The sequence below is a fragment of the Streptomyces sp. NPDC006326 genome (assembly GCF_040612915.1).
In the GTDB taxonomy this organism is placed as follows: Bacteria; Actinomycetota; Actinomycetes; order Streptomycetales; family Streptomycetaceae; genus Streptomyces.
Genome location: NZ_JBEXRC010000006.1, coordinates 72194 through 96375, shown reverse-complemented (window position 1 = coordinate 96375; position 24182 = coordinate 72194). Strand labels below are relative to the sequence as shown.

Sequence of the window (24182 nt, the reverse complement as noted above, 5' to 3'; positions counted from 1 at the left end):
CTTGGTGAACATGAAGATCGCTTTCGTGGGAAAGGGCGGCAGCGGCAAGACGACCCTGTCCTCCCTCTTCATCCGTCACCTCGCCGCCCATGACGCCCCTGTCGTCGCGGTGGACGCCGACATCAACCAGCATCTGGGCGCCGCGCTCGGACTCGCCGAGGAGGAGGCGGCCGCCCTGCCCGCCCTCGGCGCCCACCTGCCCCTGATCAAGGAGTACCTGCGGGGCTCCAACCCGCGCATCGCCTCCGCCGACACGATGATCAAGACGACCCCGCCCGGCGCCGGCTCCCGCCTGCTGCGGGTGGACGAGGACAACCCCGTGTACGAGGCCTGCGCGCGCACCGTGCTGCTCGACGGGCGGCCCGTACGGCTCATGGCCACCGGGCCGTTCACCGAGGCGGACCTCGGCGTGGCCTGCTACCACTCCAAGGTCGGGGCGGTGGAACTCTGCCTGAACCACCTCGTCGACGGCCCGGACGAGTACGTCGTCGTCGACATGACCGCGGGCTCGGACTCCTTCGCCTCGGGCCTGTTCACCCGCTTCGACGTGACGTTCCTGGTGGCCGAGCCGACCCGCAAGGGGGTCTCCGTCTACCGCCAGTACAAGGAGTACGCGCGGGACTTCGGGGTCACGCTGAAGGTCGTCGGCAACAAGGTGCAGAGCACCGACGACATCGAGTTCCTCCAGGACGAGGTCGGCGAGGACCTGCTCGTCACCTTCGGGCACTCCGACTGGGTGCGGGCGATGGAGAAGGGCCGGCCGGCGGCCTTCGAGCTGCTGGAGGCGAGCAACCGGCTCGGCCTGGAGTCCCTCCGCAGCGCCGCCGACGAGTCGTACGCGTACCGCGACTGGCGGCGGTACACCGAGCAGATGGTGCACTTCCACCTGCGCAACGCGGAGAGCTGGGGCAATGCCAAGACGGGGGTCGACCTGGCTGCCCAGGTCGACCCCGATTTCGTGTTGCGCGAGAGCCCCCTGCACGAGGGCTCCGTCAGTCCTCGTCCGAACCGGCTTCAGCCGTCTCCTCAGCCTGCGTGACCTCGGCGGGGGCGGCCGGCGCGGCCGGCGGCCCCGCCGTCAGCAGCTTGTGCCAGCCCTCCTTCGGCACCTCGCCGACATCGAGGGTGCGCAGCCACTCCAGGGCCTTCGGGTCCTGGGCGTCCAGCCAGTCCGCCAGCTCGCGGAACGGCACGCACCGGACTTCCTTCTTGGTGCAGACCTTCTCGATGACCTCCTCGACGGCACGCATGTAGGTGCCGCCGTTCCAGGACTCGAAGTGGTTGCCGATGATCAGCGGCGCGCGGTTGCCGTTGTAGGCCCGGTCGAAGGCCTGCAGGAGGCCGTCGCGCATCTGCTCGCCCCAGTACTCGTGCTGCGAGGGGTCGCCCTGGGTGGTGGTCCCGGACTGGTTGACCATGTAGTTGTAGTCCATGCTCAGGGTGTCGAAGGCGCGGCCCGGCATGGGGACCAGCTGGAGCGGCAGGTCCCAGAGTCCGTCGGTCTTCTTCGGCCAGATCTGCTTGCTGATGCCGCTGGAGTCGTAGCGGAAGCCCATGTCCTTGGCCGCGAGCATGAAGTTCTTCTGGCCTTCGAGGCACGGGGTGCGGGCGCCGATGAGCTCCTTGTCGTAGTCGAAGGGGAGCGGCTCCATGTCCTTCAGGCCCGCGTTCGTCTTCCAGTTCTTCACGAAGGACTTGGCCTGGTTGATCTCGCTCTTCCACTCCTCGACGGACCAGGTGCCGACGCCGCCGTCGGGGCCGCAGAAGTGGCCGTTGAAGTGGGTGCCGATCTCGTTGCCCTCCAGCCAGGCGGCGCGGACCTGGGTGGCGGTGTCCTTGATGCCCTGGAGGTCGCCGAAGCCGATGTCGGAGCGGCCCGGCTCGTGCTGCGGCGCGGTATAGAGGGAACGCTTCTCCTCCGGCAGCAGGTAGACGCCGCTGAGGAAGTAGGTCATCCGGGCGTTGTGCTTCTTGCCCACCTCGCGGAAGTGCGAGAAGAGCTTCTGGCTGTCCTCGCCGGCCCCGTCCCACGAGAACACGACGAACTGCGGCGGCTTTTCGCCGGGCTCCAGCCTCTGCGGCGTCTGTACGTTCGGCTGCGGACCGGTGTACGCGGTCGAGCCGTCGCCGATGGGCCGGCTGGGCCTGTCGGGGGCCGGCGCCCCGGGGGCGTTGGCGCCCTTCCTGGCTCCCGGGGCCCCGGGGAGGGGCTCGGCGGGCTCGGAAGTACTGCACCCGGCGACGCCCATCACCAGCGCCGTGGCGACCAGACCACCGGCGATCTTCTTCGTGGCGGCGATCATCCGTCCACCTCTCCTCGCAGTTCCCTCGCGGGTCTTCTCCCTCGCGGGCCTTCCGCTCTTCCGCGCGCAACGTCCCATGCGCTCCACCGTGAGGATGGTGTGACAAGCCGTACAAAATGCTTAATCACCCGTCAGGGGTAATTTCTCAGCCGTTTGCCCGCATTTCCTTTCGCAGCCCTTTACCTGCCATTACCTTTCATTTACCGAGTGTTGAGACTCCCGCCGCTTCATCCCTCCGCAGAGGAGACGGGACCTTATGACAGCCACCTCCCCGACCTGTTCCACCCCCACCAGCCCCACGACCCTCACTGCCACCAGGGCCCTCACCGCCCTGAGAGGCCCCAGAACCCCGCGGTCCCCCCAGGCGTCCGACGGCCTGTCGGCGGACCTCTCCGCCTCCCTGACCGTCTTCCTGATCGCCCTGCCGTTCTCCCTCGGCATCGCCCTGGCCACCGGCGCCCCCCTCCAGGCGGGCCTGGTCGCGGCGGCCGTCGGCGGGATCGTGGCCGGGCGGCTGGGCGGGGCCCCGCTCCAGGTGAGCGGCCCCGCCGCCGGACTCACCGTCGTCACCGCCGAGTTGGTCCAGCGCTACGGATGGCGCACCACCTGCGCGATCACCGTGCTCGCCGGCTGCTGCCAGGTCGGGCTCGCCGCGCTTCGCACCGCCCGGTCCGCGCTCATGGTGAGCCCCGCCATCGTGCACGGCATGCTCGCGGGGGTCGGCGTGACGATCGCGCTGGCCCAGCTGCACATCGTGCTCGGCGGCACCCCGCAGAGCTCGGCCGTCGCCAATGTCCTGGGGCTCCCGGCCCAGTTGGCCGTGCTGCATCCGGCGGCGCTCGGCGTCAGTGCGCTGACGCTGGCGGTCCTGCTCGGCTGGCCGCGGCTGCCCGGACGGGTGGGCGCCGCCCTGAGGAAGGTGCCGGCCGCGCTCGCCGCCGTCGCCGTGGCCACGGCCTTCGCCGCGGTGGCCGGGCTCAGTCTGCCCCGGGTGCACCTGCCGTCCTGGCGCAGCCACGCCCTGCCCGGGCTGCCCGAGGGGCCGGTGCTGGGCCTCCTGGCCGCCGTGCTGACCGTCACCCTGGTCGGCAGCGTGGAATCCCTGCTTTCGGCGGTCGCCACGGACAAGCTGATCGCCTCCGAGCGGCGTACGGGCAACCGCCCGCGCCGCGCCGACCTGGACCGGGAGCTGCGCGGCCAGGGGGCGGCGAACATCATCTCGGGGGCGCTGGGCGGACTGCCCGTCGCGGGCGGGGCCATGCGCAGCGTGGCGAACGTCAAGGCCGGGGCCGTGGGCCGGCGGTCGGTCATGCTGCACGGGCTCTGGATCCTGCTCGCGGCCGTGCTGCTCGCCCCGGCCCTGGAACTGGTCCCGCTGGCGGCGCTGGCCGCGTTGGTGATGGCGGTGGGGGTGCGGATGGTGAGCGCCACGCACCTGCGCACCGTCACCCGGCACCGCGAGATCCTGGTCTACGCGACGACGATCGCGGCGGTGGTGCTCGGCGGTGTGCTGGAGGGAGTGGCCGTCGGCATCGCGGTCGCCGTGGGGGTCGCGCTGCACCGGCTCGCCCGGACCAGGATCACGGTGGAGGAGCAGGACGGAGTCCACCGGGTGCGGGCCCGCGGCCAGTTGACCTTCCTCGCGGTCCCCCGGCTGAGCCGTGTACTCAGCCACATCCCGCACGACGCGCGCGTGGTGGTCGAGCTGGACGGCTCGTTCATGGACCACGCGGCGTACGAGACGCTCCACGACTGGCGGGACTCCCACCTGGCGCACGGCGGCCGGCTGGAGATCACCGGCCGCTCCGCCGACCGGGCCGGGCTAGGGCCGCAGCGGCTCGACGGGTCCGGGGCCCAGCGCGCGGACCACCACTGCTGCCGCCCCTGGACCCCGTGGAAGAACCACTGCGACCACCGGTCCGCCGCCGGGGACCCCGGCAGCGCGGAAGACCGTACGGCCGCGGCCTCGGCCGCGGCCCCCGACGCCGGGGCGCAGACGCCCGCGCCCCGCCGCCGCGGCGCCGGCCAACTGGCCAGTGGGATCAGCGCCTTCCAGCGGGACACGGCGCCGCACGTGCGGGACGAGCTCGCGCGGCTCGCCCGCGAGGGGCAGCGGCCCTCGCAGCTGTTCCTGACCTGCGCGGACTCCCGCCTGGTCACCAGCATGATCACGGCCAGCGGACCCGGCGACCTGTTCACCGTCCGCAATGTCGGCAATCTGGTCCCGCTGCCCGGAGCCGAGGCCTCCGACGACTCGGTCGCGGCGGCCATCGAGTACGCCGTGGACGTGCTCCAGGTGGACAGCATCACGGTGTGCGGGCACTCCGGATGCGGTGCCATGCAGGCGCTGCTCAACTCCGCTCCCGGCGCACCCATGACCCCCCTGCGCCGGTGGCTGCGGCACGGTCTGCCGAGCCTGGAGCGGATGTCCAGTCCCCACCACGCCTGGGCGCGGATCGCAGGCCGCCTCCCGGCGGACGCGGTGGAGCAGCTGTGCCTGACCAATGTGGTGCAGCAGCTGGAGCACCTGCGCGCCCACGAGTCGGTGGCCCGCCGGCTCGCCGAGGGCACCCTCGAACTGCACGGGATGTACTTCCACGTGGGCGAGGCGCAGGCGTACCTGCTGTCCGCAGGAGAGGACTTCTTCGACTGCCGCGTTTTTGACAGTGTCGGCGGGCACGCCTGAGTGGCGCCCGCCTGAACCGATACCCTCCCGTATCCGTGCAATCGGTTGGCCCCTTCCCGCACCCTGCAGCGGGAGGGGGCCACTCACGCGTGGGCCCCGGGTGCACTACAGGTCTAAACCAATTCTCGGCCAACCCTTGTCACCCGGGCCCTGGACTGATGAGCTATGCCCGGGGACACAACGGACACCCTGGGAAAGGGAGATGTCGTGAGCAATGAAAGCCTGGCCAATCTGCTCAAGGAGGAGCGGCGGTTCGCACCGCCTGCCGATCTGGCCGCCGCCGCCAATGTGACGCAGGCGGCGTACAGCGAGGCCGAGGCGGACCGGCTTGGCTTCTGGGCCACCCAGGCCCGGCGCCTGACCTGGGCCACCGAGCCGACCGAGACGCTCGACTGGACCAACCCGCCCTTCGCGAAGTGGTTCGCGGACGGCAAGCTGAACGTCGCCTACAACTGCGTGGACCGGCACGTGGAGGCCGGGAACGGCGACCGAGTCGCCCTCCACTTCGAGGGCGAGCCCGGCGACAGCCGCGCGATCACCTACGCCGAGCTCAAGGACGAGGTCTCCAAGGCCGCCAATGCTCTGACCGAGCTCGGTGTGCAGGCCGGCGACCGGGTCGCGGTCTACCTGCCGATGATCCCCGAGGCGGTCGTCGCGATGCTCGCCTGCGCCCGCGTGGGCGCCGCGCACTCCGTGGTCTTCGGCGGCTTCTCCGCCGACGCCGTGGCCTCGCGCATCCAGGACGCCGACGCCAAGCTGGTGATCACCGCCGACGGCGGCTACCGCCGCGGCAAGCCCTCGGCCCTCAAGCCCGCCATCGACGAGGCCGTGGCCAAGTGCCCGCAGGTCGAGCACGTCCTCGTGGTGCGCCGCACCGGCCAGGAGACCGCCTTCACCGAGGGCCGCGACGTCTGGTGGCACGAGGTGGTGGACCGCCAGCCGGCCGAGCACACCCCGCAGGCCTTCGACGCCGAGCACCCGCTGTTCATCCTCTACACCTCGGGGACCACGGGTAAGCCCAAGGGCATCCTGCACACCTCCGGCGGCTACCTCACGCAGGCCTCGTACACCCACCACGCCGTCTTCGACCTCAAGCCGGAGAGCGACGTCTACTGGTGCACCGCCGACATCGGCTGGGTGACCGGACACTCCTACATCGTCTACGGACCGCTCTCCAACGGCGCCACGCAGGTGATGTACGAGGGCACCCCGGACACCCCGCACCAGGGCCGGTTCTGGGAGATCGTGCAGAAGTACGGCGTCACCATCCTCTACACGGCGCCCACGGCCATCCGCACGTTCATGAAGTGGGGCGACGACATCCCCGCCAAGTTCGACCTGTCGAGCCTGCGCGTCCTGGGCTCGGTCGGCGAGCCGATCAACCCCGAGGCCTGGATCTGGTACCGCAAGCACATCGGCGGCGACCGCTGCCCGATCGTGGACACCTGGTGGCAGACCGAGACCGGCGCGATGATGATCTCGCCGCTGCCCGGCGTCACCGAGGCCAAGCCGGGCTCGGCGCAGCGGGCGCTGCCCGGGATCGGCGCGACGGTCGTCGACGACGAGGGCCGCGAGGTCCCCGACGGCGGGGGCGGCTACCTCGTCCTCACCGAGCCGTGGCCGGCGATGCTGCGCACCATCTGGGGTGACGACCAGCGCTTCGTGGACACCTACTGGTCGCGCTTCGAGGGCAAGTACTTCGCGGGCGACGGCGCCAAGAAGGACGAGGACGGCGACATCTGGCTGCTGGGCCGGGTCGACGACGTGATGCTCGTGTCGGGCCACAACATCTCGACCACCGAGGTCGAGTCGGCCCTCGTCTCGCACCCCTCCGTCGCCGAGGCGGCCGTCGTCGGCGCCAAGGACGAGACCACCGGACAGGCCATCGTGGCCTTCGTCATCCTGCGCGGGAGCGCATCGGAGAGCGAAGGCCTGGTCGCCGAGCTGCGCGACCACGTGGGCGCCACGCTCGGCCCGATCGCCAAGCCGAAGCGGATCGTGCCCGTCCAGGAGCTGCCGAAGACCCGCTCGGGCAAGATCATGCGGCGTCTGCTGCGTGACGTGGCGGAGGACCGCGCGGTGGGCGACGTCACCACGCTCGCCGACTCCTCGGTCATGGACCTGATCCAGAGCAAGCTCCCGGCCGCCCCCAGCGAGGACTGAGAGCAGCAGCACCGGGCACAAGGGGCATCCGACGCGAGCCGCGCCGGATGCCCCTTTCGCGCCTAAAGTGACGATCACCGGATACGTCCCGCGCCCATCCGGGGCCGCTGTAAGGTATGAGAATCGTAAAAACGTGACCCAGGGTGCGCCGGGAAGTCTGGTCGGCAACTGCTTCGCCATGCCGTCCAACCACCCGGAGGTGTCCTCTCGTGGCCGCGCCCCACCGCACCGACAACACGGCCCGCAAGCTCCTCGGCAGGCTCTCCCTGCCCGAGCGCCGGTTCGTGGCCGACGCCCTGCGCGCCGAGACGGTCGGCGGCGTCCTGCTCCTCGCGGCCGCCATCGCGGCGCTCCTGTGGGCGAACATCCCCGCGCTGAGCGACAGCTACGCGCGCATCCGCTCCTTCCACCTGGGCCCCGCCTCCCTCGGCCTGGACCTCTCGGTCCAGCACTGGGCGGCCGACGGCCTGCTCGCCGTCTTCTTCTTCGTCGCCGGTATCGAACTCAAACGCGAGCTCGTCGCGGGCGATCTGCGCGACGCCAAGGCGGCCGCCCTGCCCGTGATCGCCGCCGTCTGCGGCATGGCCGTGCCTGCGCTGGTCTACGTCCTGGTCAACAGCACGGCAGGCGGCTCCCTGGGCGGCTGGGCCGTCCCGACCGCCACCGACATCGCCTTCGCACTCGCCGTCCTCGCGGTGATCGGCACCTCGCTGCCGTCCGCCCTGCGCGCCTTCCTGCTGACCCTCGCCGTCGTCGACGACCTCTTCGCGATCATGATCATCGCGATCTTCTTCACGCACGAGATCGACTTCCTGGCGCTCGGCGGGGCGGCCGTCGGGCTGGTCCTGTTCTGGTTCCTGCTGCGCCGCGGCGTGCGCGGCTGGTACGTCCACGTGCCGCTCGCCCTGGTGATCTGGGGCCTGATGTACAACAGCGGCGTCCACGCCACCATCGCCGGCGTCGCCATGGGCCTGATGCTGCGCTGCACCCGCAGGGAGGACGAGCAGCACTCCCCCGGCGAGCACATCGAACACCTGGTCCGGCCCCTCTCGGCCGGTCTGGCCGTCCCGCTCTTCGCGCTGTTCTCCGCCGGGGTCTCCCTCTCCGACGAAGCCCTCGCACAGGTCTTCACCCGGCCCGAGACCCTCGGCGTCGTCCTCGGCCTGGTCGTCGGCAAGACGGTGGGCATCTTCGGCGGCACCTGGCTGGCCGCCCGCTTCACCCGGGCCGAGCTGAGCGAGGACCTGGCCTGGCCGGACGTACTCGCCGTCGCCTCGCTCGCCGGCATCGGCTTCACCGTGTCGCTGCTGATCGGCGAGCTCGCGTTCACGGGCGACGCGGTCCTCACCGACGAGGTCAAGGCGGCCGTCCTCATGGGCTCGCTCATCGCCGCCGTCGTCTCGGGCGTCATGCTCAAGCTCCGCAACCGCACCTACCGGGCGCTGACGGAGGCCGAGGAGCGCGACGAGGACCGCGACGGCATCCCCGACATCTACGAGCAGGACAACCCCGAATACCACCTGCGGATGGCGAAGATCTACGAGGAGAAGGCGGCGGAGCACCGCCGCCGGGCCGAGGCGGCGGCTGCAGCGGTGCTCGAATCGACGGCCGAATCGGCGGCCGGGTCCAGCAACGGGGCCGACCGTCCGGCATGATCTGAGTGAAGCAGTGACCGACGGGGGACGGTCGGCGACCATACCGCCGACGGACGACAGAGGGAGAGAGCGATGACCGCAGTGGACCAAGGGGTGCAGGGAGCCGAGCGCACACTCGGCCAGCTGGTCGCCTCGGCCACCGCCGAGATGTCCGCCCTGGTGCACGACGAGATCGCCCTCGCCAAGGCGGAGATCCGCCAGGACGTCAAGCGGGCGGGCATGGGCGGCGCGGCGATCTCCGTCGCCGGCGTGTTCGTCCTCTTCTCCCTGCCGGTGCTGAGCTTCGCCGCGGCCTACGGGATCCACAACCTCGGGCTCGGCCTCGCCTGGTCCTTCCTCATCGTGGGCGGAGCGTTCCTGCTGCTCGCCGGCATCTTCAGCCTGCTGGCCGTCTCGAAGTTCAAGAAGGTCAAGCCGCCGGAGAAGTCCATCGCCTCCGTCAAGCGGACCGCCGCGGTCGTCGGCACCGTCAAGCCGCACCCGCGATCGGTCAGTGACCAGGCGGTGGGTGTGGCACGCTCGTCCTCATGACAGCGCCCTCACCGGATTCCAGCACTCCGCCCACCGCCGCCTCGGCGGTCAGGATCGACGTGCCCGGCGGGAGGGCGGTGGTGCACCGCGACGTCGCGGCCAACGGAGCCAGGTTCCACGTCGCCGAACTGGGCGACGGGCCGCTGGTGCTCCTGCTGCACGGTTTCCCGCAGTTCTGGTGGACGTGGCGCCACCAGCTCGTCGCGCTCGCCGACGCCGGGTACCGGGCCGTCGCCATGGACCTGCGCGGCGTGGGCGGCAGCGACCGCACCCCGCGCGGTTACGACCCCGCCAACCTGGCGCTCGACATCACGGGGGTCGTACGGTCCCTCGGCGAGCCGGACGCCGCCCTCGTGGGACACGACCTGGGCGGGTACCTCGCCTGGACGGCGGCGGTGATGCGGCCGAAGCTGGTGCGCCGGCTGGTGGTCTCCTCGATGCCGCACCCGCGGCGCTGGCGCTCGGCGATGCTGTCGGACTTCGGGCAGACCCGGGCGAGTTCCCACATCTGGGGTTTCCAGCGGCCGTTCATCCCCGAGCGGCAGCTCGTCGCCGACGACGGGGCGCTCGTGGCCGAACTGATCCGCGAGTGGTCGGGACCGCGGCCGCAGGAGGAGGGGGAGCAGGACGCCCTCGCGGTCTACCGGCGGGCGATGTGCATCCCGTCCACCGCGCACTGCTCGATCGAGCCGTACCGCTGGATGATGCGGTCGATGGCACGGCCGGACGGGCTCCAGTTCAACCGCCGTATGAAGCGGCCGGTTCGGGTGCCGACGCTGCATCTGCACGGCTCGCTCGACCCCGTGATGCGCACGCGCAGCGCGGCCGGTTCGGGTGAGTACGTCGAAGCCCCGTACCGCTGGCGGCTGTTCGACGGGCTCGGGCACTTCCCGCACGAGGAGGACCCCGTGGCCTTCTCGACCGAGCTGATCAGCTGGCTCAAGGACCCCGAGCCGGACCGCTGACCATCTGACGGTCTTTCGTACGACAGGCTTACGGTCGTTCAATTGCCCGGCGCATAGGCCAATTGGCGGCCCGCGACGGGGTTACGGACCTTGGGGTCCGGGCAGAGCTCGTTGTATGGGCTGGACGCACGACTACGGTGACACCGCACGCGAACGCCGCCCGGCAGCGACGCCGGGCACGCACGGGAGGACGGGCCGGGACGGCCACGACCCCCGACTCGGGATTCCTCGCATCCTGCGCCGCAGGGCCCGCTGGGTGTCGGCACGGCTGCGCCATCCACGCAGTTAGAGCCGTCCACGCGGTGCGGGAGCCGCGGCCGTAGGGCATACACGGGCACTGCGGTTCAGAGGGCGCAGCCCTGGCTGTCCACCCGCCGGTCGGAGAGCTTCCCGATCCGGACGTCGTCGCGGACCTCGTCCGCCGTCAGCGCGTAACCGGTGTTGGGGTCGTCGAGCGACTTCGCGAAGACGACCCCGTACACCTTGCCGTCGGGCGTCAGCAGCGGGCCGCCGGAGTTGCCCTGGCGGACCGTCGCGTACAGCGAGTAGACGTCGCGCCGGACGGTGCCGCGGTGGTAGATGTCAGGGCCGTTGGCGTTGATCCGGCCGCGCACGCGCGCCGCGCGGACGTCGTACGCGCCGTTCTCCGGGAAGCCGGCGACGATCGCGTCGCTGCTGCTCGCCGCGTCCTTGTCGGTGAACTCCAGCGCGGGCGCCTTCAGCTTGGGCACGTCCAGGACCGCGATGTCCCGCTCCCAGTCGTAGAGCACGACCTTGCCGTCGTAGAGCTTGCCCTCGCCGCCGATCTGCACGGTGGGCTCGCCCACGCCGCCGACCACATGGGCGTTGGTCATCACCTTGCCGGGCGCGAACACGAAACCGGTGCCTTCCAGCACCTTGCTGCAACTCGGCGCGGTACCGACGACCTTCACGATCGAGCGCTTGGCCGCCTCGGCGACGGGGCTGCGGGTGAGCGCCGGGTCGGGCGCCCGCACCTCCGTGATGGGCTCGTTGGAGAACGGGCTGAAGACCTGCGGGAAGCCGTTGCGCGCGAGGGTGGAGCTGAAGTCCGAGAACCAGGTGTCGGCCTGGGCGGGCAGCACCCGCGACACGCCCAGCAGCACCTTGGAGTTGCGGACCTCCTTGCCCAGCGTGGGCAGCGACGTCCCGGCGAGTGCCGAACCGATCAGCCACGCCACCAGAAGCATCGCGACGACGTTGACCAGGGCGCCGCCGGTCGCGTCGAGCGCGCGCGCCGGGGACCACGTGATCTGGCGCCGGAGGCGGTTGCCGAGGTGGGTGGTGAAGGCCTGCCCGATCGAGGCGAAGACGATGATCACGACGACGGCGATCACGACGAGCGTGGTGGACACCTGGGTGCCGTTGTCCGTCACCCGGTCCCAGACCAGCGGGAGCAGCGACACGGCGACGAGGCCACCGCCGAGGAAGCCGATCACCGACAGGATGCCGACGACGAACCCCTGGCGGTAACCGACGATCGCGAACCACACGGCAGCGACCAGCAACAGGATGTCCAGCACGTTCACATGGGCCACCGTCTCATGCGCGCCAGTCGAGCGGGACCTGCCGGGACCGGTCCCAGGGCAGCTCCCAGCCGGCGAAGTGCAGCAGCCGGTCGATCACTCCGGCGGTAAAACCCCAGACCAGGGCCGATTCCACGGTGAATGCGGGGCCCAGGTGGCCGCTCGGGTGGACGGCCATCACGCGGTGCGCCGGGTCCGTGAGATCGGCCACGGGGACCGTGAAGACGCGGGCGGTCTCGGCCGGATCCACCGCGCCCACCGGGCTGGGCTCGCGCCACCAGCCCAGGACCGGCGTCACGACGAACTCGCTGACCGGGATGTAGAGGCGCGGCAGGACGCCGAAGAGCTGCACCCCGGCGGGATCGAGGCCGGTCTCCTCCTCGGCCTCCCGCAGGGCGGCGCGCAGCGGCCCCGTGGTGTGCGGATCGCCGTCCTCCGGGTCGAGCGCGCCGCCGGGGAAGGAGGGCTGCCCCGGATGCGAGCGCAGGCTCCCGGCGCGCTCCATGAGCAGCAGCTCGGGGCCGCGGGGGCCCTCCCCGAACAGGATGAGCACGGCCGACTGGCGGCCCCGGCCGTCCTCGGGCGGCAGGAAGCGGCTGAGCTGGGTGGGCCGGACCGTACGGACGGCTTCGACGACCGGGTCGAGCCACCCCGGGAGGCCCTGCGTACCGAGGACGAGCCCGGCGCCGCCCTGGGCGCGCGGCTCCCCGGCCCCGGCTGCGTAGGGGCCCCCGGGAAGGCCGCGGTCCGCGGCGGGCCGGCCGGTGCGCGGCGCGGCGCCCTGCGGGCCGGAGCGCTGCGCGGCGCCCTGCGTCGGCGGGGCGGCCGCCTGGGCCACGCTGCTCTCGTCCCGCGCTCCGCGCGTCATAGGCACCCCTGCTCCCTGTCGTCCCCGGTTCCGGTCCGGCCCTGTGCTCCGCCACCGCTCCTACCCCGGGACAACGCCGCCCCGGGCCGGATTCGTTCCTCTGCGTCCTCTTGCGTCCGTCGGCCCCGCGCACGCGGCTCCCGCGTCCTGCGCGCGGCCCCGGTCCTGTGCGCGCCTTCCCGCTCAGGTCGCCTCCGGATCCCCCGCGCCCAGCGGCGGGGCCGGCAGGCCCGGGTAGTCCGGCGGCGGGCTCAGCCGCTGGCCGGGCCGGCCGCCCTTCTCGTACTTGAGCAGCTTCTTCGCCTTCTCCGGGTCCGTCTCGCCCTCCCCGTACGCCGGGCAGAGCGGGGCGATGGGGCAGGCGCCGCAGGCGGGCTTGCGGGCATGGCAGATGCGGCGGCCGTGGAAGATCACCCGGTGCGAGAGCATCGTCCACTCGCTCTTCGGGAAGATCGCGCAGATCTCCGCCTCGATCTTCTCCGGCTCCGTCTGCCCGGTCCACTTCCAGCGGCGGACCAGACGGGCGAAATGCGTGTCGACGGTGATCCCCGGGACACCGAACGCATTGCCGAGCACCACGTTCGCCGTCTTGCGGCCCACTCCGGGCAGCTTCACCAGATCGGCGAGCCGTCCCGGCACCTCACCGCCGAAGTCGTCCCTCAGGGCCTGGGAGAGGCCGAGGAGGGCCTTCGCCTTGGCCCGGAAGAACCCGGTCGGCCGGATGAGCTCCTCCAGCTCCTCGGGCGCGGCCGCGGCCATGTCCTCCGGCGTGGGGTACGCGGCGAACAGGGCGGGGGTCGTCTGGTTCACGCGCAGGTCGGTGGTCTGGGCCGACAGGACGGTGGCGACCAGCAGCTCGAAGGGATTCCGGAAGTCCAGCTCGGGATGGGCGTACGGATAGAGCTCGGCCAGTTCCCGATTGATCCGTCGGGCCCGGCGCACCATGCCCAGACGGGATTCCGTTTTCTTGGCCGAAGCTTTGCCCTGGGGGCTCGGCGGGGCCTTCTGGGGGGCTTGTTCGCCCACAGCTGAATTCGGGGCGTCCGTCACTCGTGCGGACCCCTTGGCCTGTGCTCTCACCGGCTTGTTGGACACCCGGCCAGCCTAAGGCCGGGCGCCGACACCCGTCCGGACCTCCGGTAACACCACTCCGATTGGTCCCACACCGCACAGCACGGCCGTCCGTCCGGCATCCTTGTGATTGATCGCACTGTTTGAGCCGTCCGGCAAAATGGGGAGCACGGTCCCCTGAGCTGGTCGACATAGGAGAGAGACTCGTGGACGACGTTCTGCGGCGCGCCCCGCTCTTCGCGGCGCTCGATGACGAGCAGGCCGCGGAGCTCCGCGCCTCCATGGGCGAGGTGACCCTCGCACGCGGCGACGCCCTGTTCCACGAGGGCGACCCCGGCGACCGGCTGTATGTCGTGACCGAGGGCAAGGTGAAGCTGCACCGCACCTCCCCCGACGGCCGCGAGAACATGCTGGCCGTCCTCGGCCCCGGCGAGCTGATCGGTGAGCTGTCGCTCTTCGACCCCGGCCCGCGCACGGCCACCGCCACGGCCCTGACCGAGGTCAAGCTGCTCGGTCTCGGCCACGGCGACCTGCAGCCGTGGCTCAACGCCCGGCCCGAGGTCGCCACCGCGCTGCTGCGCGCCGTGGCCCGCCGCCTGCGCAAGACCAACGACCAGATGTCCGACCTGGTCTTCTCCGACGTGCCGGGCCGCGTGGCCCGCGCGCTCCTCGACCTGTCGCGCCGGTTCGGCGTGCAGTCGGAGGAGGGCATCCACGTCGTCCACGACCTCACGCAGGAGGAGCTGGCCCAGCTGGTCGGCGCCTCGCGCGAGACCGTGAACAAGGCCCTGGCCGACTTCGCGGGCCGCGGCTGGCTCCGGCTGGAGGCCCGCGCCGTGATCCTGCTCGACGTCGAACGCCTGGCCAAGCGCTCCCGCTGACCCCGCCCCGCGCACACGTACGCCCGTCGGTGCGGTTCGCCGTCACCCGGCGGGCGGGTGCGGACGTCCCGGTGGTGGGCCGAGGACGAGCGGTCGCCCTGGAACGCGGGGCTCCGCCGGGAATTCCCGTTGGGCCCCGGCCGGGGGCACGGCAGAGTGGGCCCATGCAGCCCGCCCGGCCCCTTCGGCCCGCCCGGCCCCTCCGGCCCGCCCGGCCCCTCCGGCCCGCCCTCCTCGACCCCACCGGCCACCTGGAGCGCGAAGGCTCCCTGGGCTCGGTCCAGCCGGAGTTCGCCGCGGTCGTGGCCGCCGCCCGGGAGCGGGTCGCAGAGGCGTACGGGGCCCGGCTGCACAGTGCGTACCTCTACGGCTCCGTACCCCGCGGCACGGCCCGCCCCGGCCGCTCCGACCTCGACCTCCTGCTCGCCCTGCACCACGCGCCCGCCCACGAGGACCGCGACACCGCCGAGGTGCTGGCCCGCGGGCTCGACGAGGACTTCGCCGTGATCGACGGCGTCGGCATCCTGCTGTACGGCCGGGGCACCCTGCTCAGCGAGCAGGAGCGGTACGACACGGGCTGGTTCCTCGCCTGCCTCTGCACGCCGCTGCTCGGCGCCGACCTGGCCGAGCACCTGCCCCGCTACCGCCCCGACAGCCGGCTCGCCCGCGAGACCAACGGCGACCTGGCCGTCCTGCTCCCCCGGTGGCGCGAGCGCGTACGGGCCGCTGCCACCCCGGCCGAGTACCGGAAGCTGAGCCGCCACCTCTCCCGGCACCTCGTCCGTACCGGTTTCACCCTCGTGATGCCCCGCTGGGGCGGCTGGACCAGCGATCTCGCCGAGTCCGCGGAGATCTTCGGGCGGTACTACCCCGAGCGCGCCGCCCAGATGCGGGCCGCGGCCGCCGTGGCCCTGGACCCGGTCTCCGACCCGGCCGTGCTGCACGCCTACACCGAGGACCTCGGCCCCTGGCTCGCCGCCGAGTACACGGCCAGACACGGCACGAAGCCGCCCCGCACCTGAACCCGGGCCGGCAGGATCCGGCAGGATCCGGCAGGCCTACGCCGAGAGGGCGTCGACCGCCGCCTTCGCCTCGCGCAGGTCCGCCCCCGTCGTCCGGCGGTAGACGCGGATGGCCTCCACCTGACGGCCGTCGCGCACGAGCGCCCGGACCTCGTCCAGGCCGGCCGGCTCGGGCTCCTCGATGCCGAAGTGGTCGAGGACCAGCCCCAGGCGCCGCTCCAGCCGCTCCGCACGCCGTTCCAGGGCCTTCACCCGCATGGTCACCGTCGAGGTGATCCAGGAGGCCGTCGCGATCAGTGCGAGCAGCAGGTACAGCATGGTCATTCGGGGCCCCCCGGGATCAGTCCGTGATCTTGAAGGTACTCCAGCTGCGCCCGTACGGACCATTCCGCGGCCGGCCACAGCGAGCGGTCCACGTCCGCATAGACGTGGGCGACGACCTCCGCGGGGGTGACGTGCCCGTCCTCGACGGCGGTCTCGACCTGGGCGAGGCGGTGCGCGCGGTGGGCGAGGTAGAACTCCACCGCACCCTGCGCGTCGTCGAGCACCGGCCCGTGTCCCGGCAGGACCGTGTGCACGCCGTCGTCCACCGTCAGCGAGCGCAGCCGCCGCAGGGAGTCCAGGTAGTCGCCGAGACGCCCGTCGGGGTGGGCGACGACGGTGGTGCCGCGGCCGAGGATCGTGTCGCCGGTCAGCACGGCCCGGTCGGCCGGCAGGTGGAAGGAGAGCGAGTCGGCGGTGTGCCCGGGCGTCGCCACCACGTGCAGTTCCAGGCCGCCGGTGCGGATCACGTTCCCGGCGGCCAGCCCCTCGTCGCCCAGGCGCAGGGCGGGGTCCAGGGCGCGGACCTTGGTGCCGGTGAGCTCGGCGAACCGGCCGGCCCCGGCGGCGTGGTCGGGGTGGCCGTGCGTGAGCAGGGTCAGCGCGATCCGCTTGCCCGTCTTCTCGGCGGTGGCGATCACGGCGCGCAGGTGGGCCTCGTCCAGCGGGCCGGGGTCGACGACGACGGCGAGTTCGGAGTCGGGCTCGGAGAGGAGCCAGGTGTTGGTCCCGTCCAGGGTCATGGCCGACGGGTTGGGGGCGAGGATATTGAACGCACGCGCGGTGGCGCGCCCGGAAGTGACGATTCCGCGGGGCTGGCCGGGCAGTGCGGCGGCGTCGGTCATGCGGAACCTCCGAGTCCGAGGCGGACGCGCTTGGTGAACTCGTCGTGGCCCGGCCAGCTGAGCACCAGCTCGCCGTCCTCCAGCGCCGCCTGGGCGAGTACGGGCGTCAGGTCCTGCGCCGGGGCCGCGGCGAGGGCCTCGGCGGCCCTCCCGTACGGCTCCAGCGAGCGCAGGGTGGAGATGGTGGGCGGCATCATCAGCAACTCGCCCTTGTCGTAGCCGTCGGCCGCCTCCGCCGGGCGGATCCACACCGTCCGGTCCGCCTCGGTGGAGGCGTTGCGGGTGCGCTGCCCCTCCGGGAGGGCCGCGACGAAGAACCAGGTGTCGTAGCGGCGGGGCTCGAACTCCGGAGTGATCCAGCGGGCCCAGGCGCCGAGCAGGTCGGAGCGGAGCCGCAGGCCGCGGCGGTCGAGGAACTCGGCGAAGGACAGCTCGCGGGCCACCAGGGCCAGGCGGTCGGCCTCCCAGTCGTCCCCGGTGGTGTCCCCGACGACGGTGTCGGCGGTCTCGCCCGCGAGGAGGACGCCGGCCTCCTCGAAGGTCTCGCGTACGGCGCTGCAGACGATGGCCTGGGCGGTACGGGGGTCGGTGCCGAGGCGGGCCGCCCAGGCCTCCTGGTCAGGGCCCGCCCAGCCGACGAGGTGGTCCTCGTCGCGCGGGTCGACGCCGCCGCCGGGGTAGGCGTACGCGCCCCCGGCGAAGGCCATCGAGGTGCGGCGGCGCAGCATGTGCACGGCCGGGCCGTCGGGCGTGTCGCGCAGCAGCATCACGGTGGCGGCGCGCCGGGGTTCCACCGGGGTCAGGGAGCCCTCCGCGAGCGCGCGGATCCGGGCGGGCCATTCGGGCGGGTACCACTGGCCCCCGGCCGGGGTTGCTCCGTGCGACTGCTGCTGTCCCTGCTCACCGTTGGGCATGCGGGGATGCTACGACCATCCGCCCGGGAGTTCGAGAGCCCCTGGCCCTGGCCGGCCCCCGCGCCGCCGCCGTGAGCGTGTGGGAACGCCCCGCCCGCTCCCCTGCGGCGGCCGCCGCACAAGGCGGCGACCGGGCGGGGACGGACGGGGCGGGGCCGCGCGGAGCGGCTCGGCGTACGGGGTCAGGCGTCCGGGGTCAGCTCGACCTGGATTTCGACCTCGACCGGGGCGTCCAGCGGGAGCACCGCCACGCCCACCGCGCTGCGGGCGTGGACGCCCTTGTCGCCCAGGACCGCGCCCAGCAGCTCGCTGGCGCCGTTGAGGACGCCCGGCTGCCCGGTGAAGTCGGAGGCCGAGGCCACGAAGCCGACGACCTTCACGACGCGCGCGATCCGGTCGAGGTCACCGGTGACCGACTTGACGGCGGCCAGCGCGTTCAGCGCACAGGTGGCGGCCAGCTCCTTGGCCTGCTCCGCCGAGACCTCCGCGCCGACCTTGCCGGTGACCGGCAGGCTGCCCTTGACCATCGGGAGCTGGCCCGCGGTGAACACGTACGCGCCCGAGCGCACGGCCGGCTGGTACGCGGCCAGCGGCGGGACGACCTCGGGCAGGGTCAGGCCGAGCTCGGCGAGCTTCGCCTCGACGACGCCGCTCATGCCTTCTCCCGCTTGAGGTAGGCCACGAGCTGCTCGGGGTTGTTCGGGCCGGGCACGACCTGGACGAGCTCCCAGCCGTCCTCGCCCCAGGTGTCCAGGATCTGCTTGGTGGCGTGGACCAGCAGCGGGACCGTCGCATATTCGAACTTCTTGGTCATGGGGGCGAGCGTATCGCCTGCCGCGCAGGGGCACTGCGCGGCCCGGAAGGCGAGTGGTTAGGCTCAGACGCTGTGAGCAGGCTCCAGGTGGTCAGCGGCAAGGGCGGTACCGGGAAGACCACGGTCGCCGCGGCACTCGCGCTCGCCCTCGCGCGCGAGGGCAGACGGACGCTTCTGGTGGAGGTCGAGGGCAGGCAGGGGATCGCCCAGCTCTTCGGGACGGAGGCGCTCCCGTACGAGGAGCGGAAGATCGCCGTCGCCTCGGGCGGCGGGGAGGTCTTCGCCCTCGCCATCGACGCCGAACGGGCGCTGCTGGACTACCTCCAGATGTTCTACAAGCTCGGCTCGGCCGGCCGCGCCCTCAAGAAGCTCGGCGCGATCGACTTCGCGACGACCATCGCGCCCGGCCTGCGGGACGTGCTGCTGACCGGCAAGGCGTGCGAGGCGGTGCGGCGCACGGACAAGGCCGGCCGCCCCGTCTACGACCACGTGGTCATGGACGCGCCGCCGACCGGCCGGATCACCCGCTTCCTGAACGTCAACGACGAGGTGGCGGGCCTCGCCCGGTTCGGGCCGATCCACCACCAGGCGCAGGCCGTCATGAAGGTGCTGAAGTCCCCGCAGACCGCCGTCCACCTGGTGACGCTGCTGGAGGAGATGCCCGTCCAGGAGACCGCCGACGGCATCGAGGAGCTGCGCGCCGCGGAACTGCCCGTGGGGCGGGTGGTCGTGAACATGGTCCGGCCGCACCACCTGGACGAGGAGGCCCTGCGGGCCGCGGCCGGAGAGCACCGCACCGAGGTCGCCAAGGCCCTGTCCCGGGCCGGACTCGGCGGCGCGCGCCGCGGCGGGCCGGCGGAGCGGCTGGTGGACCCGCTGCTCGCGCAGGCCGCCGAGCACGCGAGCCGGGTGGAGCTGGAGCGCGCGCAGCGCACCGTCCTGCGGGAGATGGACGTGCCGACGTACGAACTCCCCCTGCTCGGCGCGGGGATGGATCTGGCCGGCCTGTACGAGCTGGCCGCGGAGCTGCGGAAGCAGGCGGACGAGGTATGAGCGAGGCCACCGGCAACGACACCGGACCGGGCGCCGGACCGGACACCGGACGGGGCACCGGACCGGGCACCGGACGGGGCACCGGACCGGGCACCGACACCGGCACCGGCACCGGCATGGACGCCCCGCCCCTGTTGGCCGTGGACCGGCTGCTGGACGATCCCGCGACCCGGATCATCGTCTGCTGCGGCGCGGGCGGGGTCGGCAAGACCACCACGGCCGCGGCACTGGGCGTACGGGCGGCCGAGCGCGGGCGGAAGGCGGTCGTGCTCACCATCGACCCGGCCCGCCGGCTCGCCCAGTCGATGGGGATCGACTCGCTGGACAACACCCCGCGCAAGGTCGCGGGGGTGTCCGGCGAGGGTGAACTGCACGCGATGATGCTGGACATGAAGCGGACCTTCGACGAGATCGTCGAGGGGCACGCCGAAGGGGAGCGGGCCCAGGCGATCCTGGCCAACCCCTTCTACCAGTCGCTGTCGGCCGGCTTCGCCGGCACGCAGGAGTACATGGCGATGGAGAAGCTGGGCCAGCTGCGGGCCCGCGACGACTGGGACCTCATCGTCGTGGACACCCCGCCGAGCCGGTCCGCGCTGGACTTCCTCGATGCGCCGAAGCGGCTGGGGTCCTTCCTGGACGGGAAGTTCATCCGGGTGCTGATGGCTCCGGCGAAGGTGGGCGGCCGGGCGGGGATGAAGTTCCTGAACGTCGGCATGTCGCTGATGACCGGCACGCTGAGCAAGCTGATGGGGGCTTCGCTGCTGAAGGACGTGCAGACGTTCGTGGCGGCGATGGACACGATGTTCGGCGGGTTCCGCACCCGCGCGGACGCGACGTTCCGGCTGCTGCAGGCTCCGGGTACGGCGTTCCTCGTGGTCGCGGCGCCCGAGCCGGACGCGCTGCGCGAGGCGGCGTACTTCGTGGAGCGGCTGGCCGCGGAGCGGATGCCGCTGGCCGGGCTCGTACTGAACCGGGTCCACGGCAGTGGTGCCGACCAGCTGTCCGCCGAGCGGGCGTTGGCGGCCGCAGAGAATCTTGAAGAAGGCGGCATTGTCGATCAGGAGTCCGGGAAAGCTGGACTTCGTGACCCGGCCGCCGAGGCCGCGCAGACTTCCCAGGACGGCTCCCCCAGCGCCGAAGGCCCGGGAACGGATGCCGACGTGGACGAGATCACGGCGGGGCTGCTGCGTCTGCACGCCGAGCGGATGCAGGTGATCGCGCGCGAACGGCGCACGCGTGACCGCTTCACCTCGCTGCACCCCGAGGTGGCGGTGGCCGAGGTGGCCGCCCTGCCCGGCGATGTGCACGACCTCGCCGGGCTGCGGGCCATCGGAGAGCGACTCGCGGCCGGGGTTCCGGCCGGAGCGTAGGCGTTCGTACGCGGACCTCCGCTCGGCCGCCCGGTTGGACCGGCTCGCGGAGGTGTCCGTACGCGGACCGCGGGTGGGTCTACCCGGCTGCCGCGTACGTCTCGTACGGAACGTCGATCTCCGCATCGACATCCACGGTGAGGATGCCCGTACTGCGCTCGTACTCTGTGCGCGCGGTTTCGAGCAGCCGTCGCCACGAGGTGACGGTGGGACGCCGGCGCAGCAGTGCGCGACGCTCCCGCTCGGTCATTCCGCCCCATACTCCGAACTCGACACGATTGTCGAGCGCGTCGGCCAGGCACTCGGTCCGCACCGGACATCCGGTGCACACCGCCTTGGCCCTGTTCTGTGCCGCTCCTTGAACGAACAGTTCATCCGGATCGGTAGTGCGGCAGGCTGCCTGCGCACTCCAGTCGGTAACCCAGCCCATCACGGCGCCGTCCTCTCCCGAATCGAGGCTCCCCCACGGCGGCAAGCGGCATATTCACCGCTGCCAGTTGAGGACGTTACGGAAGGCGAGCACAGTGCAACACCCCCGACGGGCCCAATCTTGAATGGTCCGAACGGACTATGGGTAAGCGGCAGATCACCCGACGGAGTGATCCGGCGACATGCCCGACCATTCCGGCGATTCGGGTGGAATCGGCAGAGTGCGGACGATGGGCCATCAGAGTGAAGGGCGAGATTCGGACATGTGTCCACCCCATTCGGGAAGGGTGAAAAACAAGCCGAGGGGTTGATGTCGCACCGCACTGCTGTGACAGTTGGGGACAGCTTAGGCCAAGGCATTCGCGTGTGTCCGGTGAATGAGAACGTAGGCTGCCCTCCATGGGAAAGAAGCGCTCGGGCGCCGGGCTCACGGGGCCGCAGCAGGCCGCCAAGTTCCTCGGGGTGTCCGTTCTCGCCGGAGTCGTGCTGGCCGGCATCGCGATCCCGGGCGCAGGTGCCCTGGGGCTCGCCGCAAAGGGGACGGTCGAGGGATTCGACGAGATCCCGGCCAACCTGAAGACACCGCCGCTGAGCCAGCGCACGACGATTCTGGACGCCGAGGGTGGCTTGATCGCCACGGTCTATTCACGTGACCGGCAGGTGGTCCCGCTCACGGCCATCTCCCCGTACATGCAGAAGGCGATCGTCGCGATCGAGGACTCGCGTTTCTACGAGCACGGGGCGGTCGACCTCAAGGGCATCCTGCGCGCGGTCAACCGCAATGCCCAGGAGGGCGGCGCGGCCCAGGGCGCCTCGACGCTCACCCAGCAGTACGTGAAGAACGTCTTCGTCGAGGAGGCCGGCGACGACGAGACGAAGGTGCGCGAGGCCCAGGAGAAGAGCCTCGGGCGCAAGATCCGCGAGCTGAAGTACTCGATCCAGGTCGAGGAGGAGCTCGGGAAGAAGAAGATCCTGGAGAACTACCTCAACATCACGTACTTCGGCCAGCAGGCGTACGGCATCGAATCCGCCTCCCAGCGCTACTTCAGCAAGCCGGCCAAGGACCTGACCCTGGAGGAGTCGGCGCTGCTGGCGGGCGTGGTGCAGTCGCCCACCCGGTTCGACCCGGTGAACGACACCCAGGAGGCGATGAAGCGCCGCAACGTCGTCCTCCAGCGGATGGCCGACATCAAGGACATCTCGCAGGCGGAGGCGGACGAGGCGAAGAAGAAGCCCGTCCAGCTGAAGGTGACCCGGCCCAGGAACGGCTGCATCACCTCGGTCAAGGGCGCGGGCTTCTTCTGCGACTACGTGCGCAACACCTTCCTGACCGACCCGGTGTTCGGCAAGACGCGCGAGGAGCGGGCCAAGGTCTGGAACCAGGGCGGCCTGACCATCCGTACGACGCTGGACCCGCAGTCGCAGGACGCGGTCAACGAGTCGATCAAGGACCACGTCGACCAGGACGACAAGGTCGCGACGGCCGTGACGCTGGTGCAGCCCGGCACCGGCCGGGTGCTCGGCATGGGCCAGTCCAAGCCGTACGGCTTCGGCAAGAACGAGACCCAGATCAACTTCTCCGTGGACAAGCGGATGGGCGGCTCGAACTTCGGCTTCCCGACGGGCTCGACCTTCAAGCCGTTCGTCGCCGCCGCGGCCATCGAGCGCGGCGTCTCGCCGACCAAGACGTACCCGTCGCCGCACGACATGGAGTACCCGAGCCCGGTGCGGACCTGCGGTGACAAGCCGTGGGTCAACACCGCCAAGGAGCGGGTGGAGAACGAGTCGGAGTCCGAGATCGGCCCGTACGGCATGAAGGACGCGATGGCCAAGTCGGTCAACACGTACTTCGTGGAGATGATCGCGGAGACCGGTGTCTGCCCCGTGACGGAGATGACCACCAAGCTCGGGGTGATCCCGGCCGACGGCACCAAGCTGCCCGAGGTCCCGGCCATCGCGCTCGGCACCGAGGGCATGTCCCCGCTGACCATGGCCAACGCGTACGCGGCCTTCGCCAACCGCGGTGTCTACTGCACGCCGATCGCCATCGAGTCGATCACCGACACGCACGGCAAGGCCCTCGGGGTGCCGAAGACCCAGTGCGACCGGGTGATGTCGGAGAAGACGGCCGACACCGTCAACACGCTGCTGCTCGGCGTGGTCGACTCCGGTACGGGTACCGCCGCGGGCCTGACCGACCGGCAGAACGCGGGCAAGACCGGCACCACCGACAACCGCTACAACGCCTGGTTCGTCGGGTACACCCCGAACATGGCGGGCGCGACCTGGGTCGGCTCCGGCGGCGCCAAGCAGGTGGCGATGGAGAACATCACCATCGGCGGCCAGTTCTACGACAAGGTCTACGGCGGCGGGCTGCCCGGCCCGATCTGGAAGCAGGCGGTCACGGGCGCGCTCGCGGGCCGGGAGGCGCCCAACTTCGCCACGGTCGGCATCCCGGACGCAGGGGTACCGGCCGGAGGCGGCCGCCCCACCCCGCCGAACCCCAACCCGAACCCGAACCGGCCGACCAAGCCGGGAAAGCCCGGCCGTGACGGCAAGCCCGGCGGCCAGACGGTCGGCGGAGCCACGGGCGGCGCCACGGGCGGCATCAACCCGTTCCCGGGGATCACCCTGGAGCCGGGCGTGATCGGCGGCCCCGAGACTCCGTAGAAGAACGAGACTCCGTAGAAGAAGAGGAAAGGGGAGGGCCCGGCCGTCAGGCCGGGCCCTCCCCCTTCTTCTGCGGT

Annotated in this window: 21 protein-coding genes; 11 read left to right on the top strand and 10 right to left on the bottom strand. The window is 71.7% G+C overall.

Annotation, left to right across the window (positions count from 1 at the left end; genetic code table 11):
* Positions 1-10 precede the first annotated feature (10 nt).
* A complete protein-coding gene (locus ABZ128_RS07065) occupies positions 11-1039 on the top strand; it encodes an ATP-binding protein (RefSeq protein WP_356846537.1) in 1029 nt (342 codons plus the stop codon).
* Here ABZ128_RS07065 and ABZ128_RS07060 read toward each other — a convergent pair.
* Positions 993-2303: a hypothetical protein gene (locus ABZ128_RS07060; protein WP_356846536.1), complete on the bottom strand. Its 1311-nt coding sequence runs from the start codon at positions 2301-2303 to the stop codon at positions 993-995. The two genes, ABZ128_RS07065 and ABZ128_RS07060, sit on opposite strands and share 47 nt — an antisense overlap.
* A gap of 256 nt (positions 2304-2559) precedes the next feature.
* On the opposite strand from ABZ128_RS07060, the gene ABZ128_RS07055 reads away from it, so the two are divergent.
* From ABZ128_RS07055 to ABZ128_RS07035, 5 genes are all read left to right on the top strand, one after another.
* Positions 2560-4989, top strand: coding sequence for a SulP family inorganic anion transporter (locus ABZ128_RS07055; RefSeq protein ID WP_356846535.1), 2430 nt, complete (start codon positions 2560-2562; stop codon positions 4987-4989).
* Positions 4990-5154: 165 nt separating this feature from the next.
* Complete coding sequence (gene acs, locus ABZ128_RS07050) at positions 5155-7152, top strand: acetate--CoA ligase (protein WP_356846534.1); 1998 nt, start codon at positions 5155-5157, stop codon at positions 7150-7152.
* Between the two features lie 209 nt (positions 7153-7361).
* Positions 7362-8807, top strand: coding sequence for a Na+/H+ antiporter NhaA (nhaA, locus tag ABZ128_RS07045; protein ID WP_356846532.1), 1446 nt, complete (start codon positions 7362-7364; stop codon positions 8805-8807).
* Positions 8808-8879: 72 nt separating this feature from the next.
* Positions 8880-9338 (top strand): phage holin family protein, encoded by a 459-nt coding sequence (locus ABZ128_RS07040; protein WP_356846531.1) that lies wholly within the window; start codon positions 8880-8882, stop codon positions 9336-9338.
* Positions 9335-10303, top strand: coding sequence for an alpha/beta hydrolase (locus ABZ128_RS07035; protein ID WP_356846530.1), 969 nt, complete (start codon positions 9335-9337; stop codon positions 10301-10303). Before ABZ128_RS07040 ends, ABZ128_RS07035 begins: the two co-directional genes overlap by 4 nt.
* 344 nt (positions 10304-10647) lie before the next feature.
* Here the strand turns inward: ABZ128_RS07035 and ABZ128_RS07030 are convergent, their stop codons facing one another.
* From ABZ128_RS07030 to nth, 3 genes are all read right to left on the bottom strand, one after another.
* Complete coding sequence (locus ABZ128_RS07030; protein ID WP_356846528.1) at positions 10648-11850, bottom strand: MarP family serine protease; 1203 nt, start codon at positions 11848-11850, stop codon at positions 10648-10650.
* A 13-nt stretch (positions 11851-11863) separates the two neighbouring features.
* Complete coding sequence (locus ABZ128_RS07025; protein ID WP_356846527.1) at positions 11864-12715, bottom strand: CoA pyrophosphatase; 852 nt, start codon at positions 12713-12715, stop codon at positions 11864-11866.
* Positions 12716-12898: 183 nt separating this feature from the next.
* Complete coding sequence (gene nth, locus ABZ128_RS07020) at positions 12899-13660, bottom strand: endonuclease III (RefSeq protein ID WP_356846526.1); 762 nt, start codon at positions 13658-13660, stop codon at positions 12899-12901.
* A 332-nt stretch (positions 13661-13992) separates the two neighbouring features.
* Here nth and ABZ128_RS07015 point away from each other — a divergent pair, with 332 nt between their 5' ends.
* Both ABZ128_RS07015 and ABZ128_RS07010 read left to right on the top strand, forming a co-directional pair.
* On the top strand, positions 13993-14667 hold the full coding sequence (locus ABZ128_RS07015) for a Crp/Fnr family transcriptional regulator (protein WP_003981529.1): 675 nt from the start codon (positions 13993-13995) through the stop codon (positions 14665-14667).
* Between the two features lie 164 nt (positions 14668-14831).
* On the top strand, positions 14832-15689 hold the full coding sequence (locus ABZ128_RS07010) for a nucleotidyltransferase domain-containing protein (protein WP_356846524.1): 858 nt from the start codon (positions 14832-14834) through the stop codon (positions 15687-15689).
* A gap of 36 nt (positions 15690-15725) precedes the next feature.
* On the opposite strand, the gene ABZ128_RS07005 is transcribed toward ABZ128_RS07010, so the two are convergent.
* The 5 genes from ABZ128_RS07005 to ABZ128_RS06985 form a co-directional block, all read right to left on the bottom strand.
* Complete coding sequence (locus ABZ128_RS07005; protein WP_356846523.1) at positions 15726-16013, bottom strand: hypothetical protein; 288 nt, start codon at positions 16011-16013, stop codon at positions 15726-15728.
* Positions 16010-16855, bottom strand: coding sequence for an MBL fold metallo-hydrolase (locus ABZ128_RS07000; protein WP_356846521.1), 846 nt, complete (start codon positions 16853-16855; stop codon positions 16010-16012). Before ABZ128_RS07000 ends, ABZ128_RS07005 begins: the two co-directional genes overlap by 4 nt.
* Complete coding sequence (locus ABZ128_RS06995) at positions 16852-17769, bottom strand: NUDIX hydrolase (RefSeq protein ID WP_356846520.1); 918 nt, start codon at positions 17767-17769, stop codon at positions 16852-16854. Before ABZ128_RS06995 ends, ABZ128_RS07000 begins: the two co-directional genes overlap by 4 nt.
* A gap of 182 nt (positions 17770-17951) precedes the next feature.
* A complete protein-coding gene (locus ABZ128_RS06990) occupies positions 17952-18425 on the bottom strand; it encodes a RidA family protein (protein ID WP_356846519.1) in 474 nt (157 codons plus the stop codon).
* A complete protein-coding gene (locus tag ABZ128_RS06985) occupies positions 18422-18583 on the bottom strand; it encodes a DUF4177 domain-containing protein (RefSeq protein ID WP_007264966.1) in 162 nt (53 codons plus the stop codon). Before ABZ128_RS06985 ends, ABZ128_RS06990 begins: the two co-directional genes overlap by 4 nt.
* Before the next feature lie 72 nt (positions 18584-18655).
* On the opposite strand from ABZ128_RS06985, the gene ABZ128_RS06980 reads away from it, so the two are divergent.
* Both ABZ128_RS06980 and ABZ128_RS06975 read left to right on the top strand, forming a co-directional pair.
* The gene (locus ABZ128_RS06980; protein WP_356846518.1) at positions 18656-19636 is read left to right on the top strand and encodes an ArsA-related P-loop ATPase; all 981 of its coding nucleotides are present in this window, start codon (positions 18656-18658) and stop codon (positions 19634-19636) included.
* Between the two features lie 116 nt (positions 19637-19752).
* Positions 19753-21006 carry an ArsA family ATPase gene (locus tag ABZ128_RS06975; RefSeq protein ID WP_356846693.1) on the top strand — a complete coding sequence of 418 codons (1254 nt, stop codon included), beginning with the start codon at positions 19753-19755 and terminating at the stop codon, positions 21004-21006.
* A gap of 79 nt (positions 21007-21085) precedes the next feature.
* On the opposite strand, the gene ABZ128_RS06970 is transcribed toward ABZ128_RS06975, so the two are convergent.
* Positions 21086-21436, bottom strand: coding sequence for a WhiB family transcriptional regulator (locus tag ABZ128_RS06970; protein ID WP_030299276.1), 351 nt, complete (start codon positions 21434-21436; stop codon positions 21086-21088).
* 398 nt (positions 21437-21834) lie between these two features.
* On the opposite strand from ABZ128_RS06970, the gene ABZ128_RS06965 reads away from it, so the two are divergent.
* Entirely contained in the window at positions 21835-24105 is a 2271-nt protein-coding gene (locus ABZ128_RS06965; RefSeq protein WP_356846516.1) for a transglycosylase domain-containing protein, read from the top strand.
* The last annotated feature ends 77 nt before the right edge of the window (positions 24106-24182 follow it).